Genomic DNA, 7063 nt, shown 5'->3' on the forward strand with positions numbered 1-7063 from the left:
GTCATCGGCGTCCCGGACGAGCTCAAGGGCCATCTTCCGCTGGCCTATGTCGTGCTCAAGCAGGGCGTCGAGGTCGACCCGGAGCAGTTGCGCGAGGAACTGGCCGAACGCGTGCGCGCCCAGATCGGCGCCATCGCGACCTGCCTGTAAAAATTTTCTTAAATGGACGTGTTTCAACTACTATCCAACCCCACCGCGACCCTGTCGTCGAACCGAGGTGATCGGCCGTGAAACTGCGCTCCTTCCTGCCACGCAGGACCTTCAACGACGTCCCGCTGCTGCCCACCATCGAGCCGGACGACAGCTCCGCGCTGCGCGCCGCCCTCACCCGCCGCAAACGCGACGAACGCCTCGAACGCCTGCTGACTCCCAGCGAACTCGACCTGGTGCTGCACAACCAGCTCTGAGCGCGCACCCTGGGCGAAGGGGGATACTCGACGGGTGAGCACTCCCGCGGTAACCAAACCGGCCATTCTGAGCGTTGACGACGATCCCGGGGTCTCCCGGGCCGTGGTGCGCGATCTGCGCCGCCGATACGGCGCCGATTACCGGATCCTGCGCGCCGAGTCCGGCCCACAGGCGCTGGAGGCGCTGCGGGAGATGAAGCTGCGCGGGCAGCCCGTCGCGGTCCTGATCGCCGACTACCGGATGCCGGGCATGGACGGCATCGAATTCCTCGAGCAGGCGATGGACCTGCATCCCTACGCGCGGCGGGTACTGCTGACCGCCTACGCCGACACCAACGCCGCGATCGACGCGATCAATGTCATCGACCTCGATCACTATCTGCTCAAGCCGTGGGACCCGCCGGAGGAGAAGCTCTATCCGGTCCTGGACGAATTGCTCGCCGCCTGGCGCAGCGCCGAGCATCGGCCCGTGTACGAGACGAAGGTCGTCGGTGACCGGTGGTCGCCGCGATCCTCGCAGGTGCGGGAGTTCCTGGCGCGCAACCAGTTGCCCTACCGCTGGTACCCGGTCGACGAGCCCGAGGGCGCGCGGCTGCTGGAGGCCGCCGGCGCCGATCCGCTGCGCTGCCCGGTCGTGATCACCGCCGCCGGTTCGGCGCTGGTCCAGCCCAGCGACAGCGAGCTCGCCGAGAACGTGGGGCTCACCGTGCAACCGAGCGGCGACTTCTACGACCTGATCGTGGTCGGCGGCGGGCCGGCCGGGCTCGGCGCCGCCGTGTACGGCGCCTCGGAAGGGCTGCGCACGGTGCTGGTCGAACGCACCGCCACCGGCGGACAGGCCGGGCAGAGTTCGCGGATCGAGAACTATCTCGGCTTTCCCGACGGCGTGTCCGGTGCGCAGCTGGCGGATCGGGCGCGGCGGCAGGCGGCCAAGTTCGGCGCCGAGATCATCACCACTCGCGACGTGGTGGGCCTCGAGGTCAACGGTTCGGCGCGCACCGTGCGCTTCGCCGACGGCGGCACGCTGTGCGCGCACACCGTGCTCATCGCGACCGGCGTGGACTATCGACGTCATCCGGCGCCGGGGGTGGACGAATTCACCGGGCGCGGTGTGTATTACGGCTCGGCCATGACCGAGGCCGCCGAGTGCGCCGATCAGGACGTCTACATCGTGGGCGGCGCCAACTCGGCTGGGCAGGCGGCGGTGTTCCTCTCGCGCAACGCGCGCCGCGTGCACATCGTGGTTCGCGCCGACGCGCTGGAGAAATCCATGTCGCACTACCTGATCCAGCAGATCGCGCAGATCCCGAACATCGTGGTGCACACCGAGACCGAGGTGGTCGGTGTCGACGGTGACGATCACCTCGAACGAATCATCCTGCGCGACAACAAGGCAGGTACAGAGGACAAGGTCGAGGCGCACCGGTTGTTCCTGTTCATCGGCGCCGCGCCGCAGACCGGCTGGCTCGACGGCGTCGTCACCAGGGACGAGGCCGGCTACGTCGTCGCCGGGCCGGACCTGATGGTGGACGGCAACCGTCCGCCGGGCTGGGAGCTACCGCGTCCGCCGCACCATCTCGAGACCAGCGTCCCCGGCGTCTTCGTCGCGGGTGACGTGCACGCCGAATCGGCCAAGCGGGTGGCCTCCGCGGTCGGCGAGGGCGCGATGGCCGTCATGCTCGTCCACCGGTATCTGGCCTAGGAGCGGGAATGAGCGATTTGATCTGCGACCCGAACGAACTGCGCACGCTGTTCCTGTTCGAGAAGCTCGACGACGACCAGCTCGCGCAGCTGTGCGCGGTCGGCCGGATCGAGTACATCGACGCGGGCCAGGTGTATCGCGAGGGCGACCCGGCGACCTGCTTCTACGTCCTGATCGACGGCGAGGTGCGGCTCACCAAGCTCTCGGGCGGGATGGAGATCGAGATCAACCGCACCGACCAGCGCGGTGTCTACGCGGGCGCCTGGATGGCCTACCTCGGCGACAAGGTGAGCCAGGACTACGCGGGGTCGATGTATGTCGAGCGGCGGTCCCGGTTCCTGGTGCTGGCCGCCGCCGACTTCGCGCGCATGGTCAAGGACTGGTTCCCGATGGCCGTGCACCTGCTCGAGGGCGCGTTCTACGGCGGGCAGAAGTCGAGTCAGCGGATCGCGGAGCGGGAGCGACTGCTCGCGCTCGGTTCGCTCTCGGCCGGACTCACCCACGAGCTCAACAACCCCGCCGCCGCCGCGGTCCGCGCCACGGCGGGCCTGCGCGAACGGGTGGCCGGGATGCGGCACAAGCTGAAGATGATGGCCGAGGGCAAGTTCCAGCCCGAGGCGTTCGTGAAGCTGGTGGAGCTGCAGGAACAGGCCGCCGAGCAGGTCGCCAAGGCACCCGACCTGTCCCCGCTCGAGGCGGCCGACCGCGAGGACGCGCTGGCCGACTGGTTCGACGAGCACGGCCTGGCCGACGGCTGGAACCTCGCGCCGACCTTCGTGCAGGCCGGCCTCGACGTCGACTGGCTCGAGGGCGTACATGCCACGCTCGAGGCCTGCCAGGCGCAGGTGTTCGAGGGCGCGATCCGCTGGCTGAACTACACCATCGAGACCGAGCTGCTGATGAACGAGGTCGCCGACTCGACGACCCGCATCTCCACCCTGGTCGGCGCGGCCAAGCAGTACTCGCAGATGGACCGCGCGCCGTATCAGGTCGTCGACCTGCACGAACTGCTCGACTCCACGCTGGTGATGCTCAACCGCAAGCTCGGCGACGGCGTCGAGGTGGTCAAGGACTACGACCGTGCGCTGCCTGCGGTGCCGTGTTTCGCGGCCGAGCTCAACCAGGTGTGGACCAATCTGATCGACAATGCGGTGTACGCGATGGGCGGCACCGGCACCCTGACCGTGCGGACCTACAAGGAGAACGACTGCGCCGTCGTCGAGATCGGTGACACCGGGCCCGGTATCGCGCCCGAGGCCATCGGCCGGATCTTCGAACCCTTCTTCACCACCAAGCCGGTCGGCGACGGCACCGGGCTCGGCCTCGACATCTCGTTCCGGATCGTGGTCAACAAGCACCACGGCGACATCCGGGTCGAATCCGAGCCGGGCGACACCCGATTCATCGTCCGGCTGCCCTTGAACCCGCAGGGATCTCAAACGGCGGACCTTTGAAACGGTTCTCGGCCGCCTCGATTCTGGACTGACGGAGAGAAGGAGCGCAGCGACTGAACGGAGGAGGGAAGAATCGAGGCCGAAAGGCCGAGGACCCGCGGCGCCAGCCGCCAACGGAACGGAGATCAATGATGTCGGAAGAGTTCGACGGTATCGATCCGAGCGTGCCGCCCAGCGGCGCCGGGTGTGTGGAATGCGACGCCGCCGGCGGCTGGTGGGTGCACCTGCGCCGCTGTGCCGAATGCGGGCACATCGGCTGCTGTGACAGCTCGCCCAGTCAGCACGCCACCAAGCACTTCAAGGCGAGCGGGCACCCGTTCATGCAGAGCTACGAGCCCGGCGAGGACTGGTTCTACAACTTCTCGACCGAGGAGATGTACAGCGGCGGTCCCGAGCTCGCCGCGCCGACCAGTCACCCGATCGGCCAGACCGTGCCGGGTCCGGCCGACCGGGTACCCGCCGACTGGCAGTCACACATCCACTGATCAGCCCTGCGGCTTGATCCCGGCGGCCTCGGCGACGGTCTTGTCGGCGTTGCCCGGGGCGAGGCACACCAGCTTGGCGGTGCCGAGCGCCACGTTCGGGCTGCCCTCGAAGGGGCCACCGGGATGGGCCGCGAGGATCTCGTCGATCGCCTTCTTCTCGCCCTCGCTGTCGAGGGTCTTGAACTGCGCGCAGGTGATGTCGGCGCCGGTGGCGGCGGCGGGCGCCTGCGTGGCGCTCGCCGCGGGCTTCGTGCTGGTCGCGCTCGCGCTCGCGCTGGATGACGGCGTGCCCTTGCGCAGCCCGCTGGCGTCGGCGGACTCGTCGGAACCGCACCCGGCCAGTGTCAGGCAGACCGCTCCGGCGGCCAGGACGACGAGGGAGATTCGATTCATCTGCTGCATTCCCGTGTTCTTGGCGGCTGGCGCCGCGGGTTTTCGGCCTCGTGACCTCGCATCCGAGCGGCGATACTGCGCCTTCGGCGTTACGTCTCACCGCTCGGATGCGAGGCGGCCGAAAACGACGTGGTCCCGTTCGGCTCGTAAGGATGCCACCTCGCCCACGTGGATGCCAGCGGATGCCGGTGAGCGACGCACCGATCTCCCTAGGATGGTCTGGTGGCTGAACTCTCGCTGACCGCCCGGCTCAATCCCTCGGCAGCCGATGCCCGGCGCGGGGTGGTGCGTCTGCACCCCGAGACGCTCACCGCGCTCGGCCTGCGCGAATGGGACGGAATCGCGCTGATCGGCGCGCGCCGCACCGCCGCGGTGGTCGCGAAGGCGCCGGCGGGCACCGCGCCGGGGGTGGCGCTGCTCGACGATGTGACCCTGTCGAATGTCGGGCTGCGGGAGAACGCGGCGGTGACCGTCACCCCGGTGACGGTCTACGGCGCCAAGCAGATCTCGCTGAGCGGTTCGGCGCAGGCCACGGCAGGCATCCCCGCGGCCACTTTGCGGCAGGCCCTGCTCGGCAAAGTGGTGACGGTCGGTGACACGGTGTCGCTGCTGCCGCGCGATCTGGGGCCCGACATCAGTTCGGCCGCCGCGACCCAGGCACTCTCGCGCGCCTTCGGCATCGCCTGGACGACCGAGCTGCTCACCGTCACCGCGATCGAGCCGATGCCGGGACCGGTGAGCGTGCAACCGAATTCGGCCGTCGGCTGGGGTCGCGGGCCCGCCGCGATCATGCACGCGGTGGAGCGCGACGCCGACACCGACACCAACGGGGCGCCGGAGAGCGCGGTGTCGGTGAGTTCGGGCAGCGCGGCCATCCCGGTCGAGGACCTCGCGGGCGTGCAGGCCCAAGCCGCCAAGCTGGCGGAGTGGCTGAGCCTGGCACTCGACGAACCCGAACTGCTGAAAACCCTCGGCGCGCCCGCACATCTGGGTGTGCTGGTCACCGGTCCCGCCGGAGTCGGCAAGACGACATTGGCCAAAGCGGTGGCCGCACCGCGACGGCTCGTCGAGCTCGACGGGCCGAGCGTCGGCGCGATGGAGAGCGGATCGCGGCTCCGCGAGGTCGCCGAGGCGGTGGGCGACGTGGCCGGTGGGCGCGGCGGCGTCCTGCTCATCACCGATATCGACGCGCTGCTGCCCGCCGAGGCCGAACCGGTGGCCACCCTCATCCTCGACCAGCTGCGGGCGGCGATGAAGGCACCGTGTGTGGCCCTGCTGGCCACGACCGCCCATCCCGCACAGGTGGATTCGCGGCTGCGCGGCCCCGACCTGTGCGACCGCGAACTCGCGCTGCCGCTGCCGACGGCCGTGATCCGCCGCGCCCTGCTCGAACAACTGCTGCGCAAGGTGCCGGTGGGCACCCTCGACCTCGAGGTGATCGCCTCGCGCACACCGGGATTCGTGGTGGCCGATCTCGCGGCACTGTGCCGGGAGGCGGCGGTCCGCGCCGCGGGGCGGGCCAGTCGCGAGCAGAGCGAGCCGGAGCTCGCACAGGACGATCTGGTCGGAGCGCTGGAGGTCATCCGGCCGCTGTCACGTTCGGGGACAGAGGAATTGGCGATCGGCTCGCTGGACCTCGACGATGTCGGCGACATGGTCGAGACCAAACAGGCACTCACCGAAGCGGTTCTGTGGCCGCTGCGCCACCCCGACTCCTTCGCCCGCCTCGGCATCGATCCGCCGCGCGGCGTCCTGCTCTACGGCCCGCCCGGCTGCGGCAAGACCTTCCTGGTGCGGGCGCTCGCCGGTACCGGTCAGCTCAGCGTGCACGCGGTGAAAGGCGCTGAGCTGATGGACAAGTGGGTCGGCTCGTCCGAACGCGCGGTGCGCGAGCTGTTCCAGCGGGCCCGCGATTCCGCGCCGTCGCTGATCTTCCTCGACGAGGTCGACGCGCTGGCGCCGCGGCGCGGCCAGAGCAGCGACTCCGGCGTCTCCGACCGCGTGGTCGCTGCGCTGCTCACCGAGCTGGACGGCGTGGAGCCGTTGCGCGATGTGGTCGTCGTCGGAGCCACCAACCGGCCCGAACTGATCGACCCGGCGCTGTTGCGCCCCGGCCGGCTCGACCGGTTGGTGTTCGTGCCGCCGCCGGACGCCGACGCCCGGCTCGACATCCTGCGGACCGCGGGCCGCTCGGTGCCGCTGGCCGAGGACGTCGACCTGGCGGCGCTGGCCGCCGACCTCGACGGCTACTCCGCCGCCGACTGCGCGGCCCTGCTGCGCGAGGCCGCGCTCTCGGCACTGCGCCGCGACATGGCCGCCGCCGACGTCACCGCCGAGGACGTGGCCACCGCCCGCGCGACGGTCCGGCCCTCGCTCGACGCCGCCCAGGTCGAGTCGCTGCGCCGCTACGCCGAAAGCCGCGCCTGAACCACGCGGGACGCGACCTCGACAACAAACCCGGCCAACGACCCGACCCCGAGGAGGGTCTCCGCCGCGCAGCGGCGGTGGGGGGCCCGGGGCCCACAGGGGGGCGCCGGGCCCCGCCCCCCCGCGCCCCAAAACAAACAAAGTGGAGAGGGGGGGGCGCGGCGGGGGGGGGGGGGGGGGGGGGGGGGGGGGGGG

The 7063-nt window shown here is 70.4% G+C and carries 6 protein-coding genes and 1 pseudogene; 6 read left to right on the forward strand and 1 reads right to left on the reverse strand.

The annotated features are described in order from the left end of the window. From QH270_RS21875 to QH270_RS21895, 5 genes and pseudogenes are all read left to right on the forward strand, one after another. Window positions 1–141: pseudogene (locus tag QH270_RS21875) on the forward strand (AMP-binding enzyme); the annotation flags it as partial. Window positions 142–227: 86 nt separating this feature from the next. Continuing rightward, the gene (locus tag QH270_RS21880) at window positions 228–407 is read left to right on the forward strand and encodes a hypothetical protein (RefSeq protein WP_280345549.1); all 180 of its coding nucleotides are present in this window, start codon (window positions 228–230) and stop codon (window positions 405–407) included. Window positions 408–441: 34 nt separating this feature from the next. Continuing rightward, a complete protein-coding gene (locus QH270_RS21885) occupies window positions 442–2109 on the forward strand; it encodes an FAD-dependent oxidoreductase (RefSeq protein ID WP_280345551.1) in 1668 nt (555 codons plus the stop codon). 8 nt (window positions 2110–2117) lie between these two features. Beyond that, window positions 2118–3563, forward strand: coding sequence for an ATP-binding protein (locus QH270_RS21890; protein WP_280345554.1), 1446 nt, complete (start codon window positions 2118–2120; stop codon window positions 3561–3563). Between the two features lie 131 nt (window positions 3564–3694). Beyond that, complete coding sequence (locus QH270_RS21895) at window positions 3695–4048, forward strand: UBP-type zinc finger domain-containing protein (RefSeq protein WP_110039322.1); 354 nt, start codon at window positions 3695–3697, stop codon at window positions 4046–4048. Here QH270_RS21895 and QH270_RS21900 read toward each other — a convergent pair whose 3' ends face one another. Continuing rightward, window positions 4049–4441 (reverse strand): hypothetical protein, encoded by a 393-nt coding sequence (locus QH270_RS21900; RefSeq protein WP_280345557.1) that lies wholly within the window; start codon window positions 4439–4441, stop codon window positions 4049–4051. Window positions 4442–4663: 222 nt separating this feature from the next. Here QH270_RS21900 and QH270_RS21905 point away from each other — a divergent pair, with 222 nt between their 5' ends. Then, window positions 4664–6868 carry an AAA family ATPase gene (locus tag QH270_RS21905; protein ID WP_280345559.1) on the forward strand — a complete coding sequence of 735 codons (2205 nt, stop codon included), beginning with the start codon at window positions 4664–4666 and terminating at the stop codon, window positions 6866–6868. Window positions 6869–7063: the final 195 nt, after the last annotated feature.

The sequence above is a fragment of the Nocardia neocaledoniensis genome, from assembly GCF_029868625.1.
Taxonomy (GTDB): domain Bacteria; phylum Actinomycetota; class Actinomycetes; order Mycobacteriales; family Mycobacteriaceae; genus Nocardia; species Nocardia neocaledoniensis_A.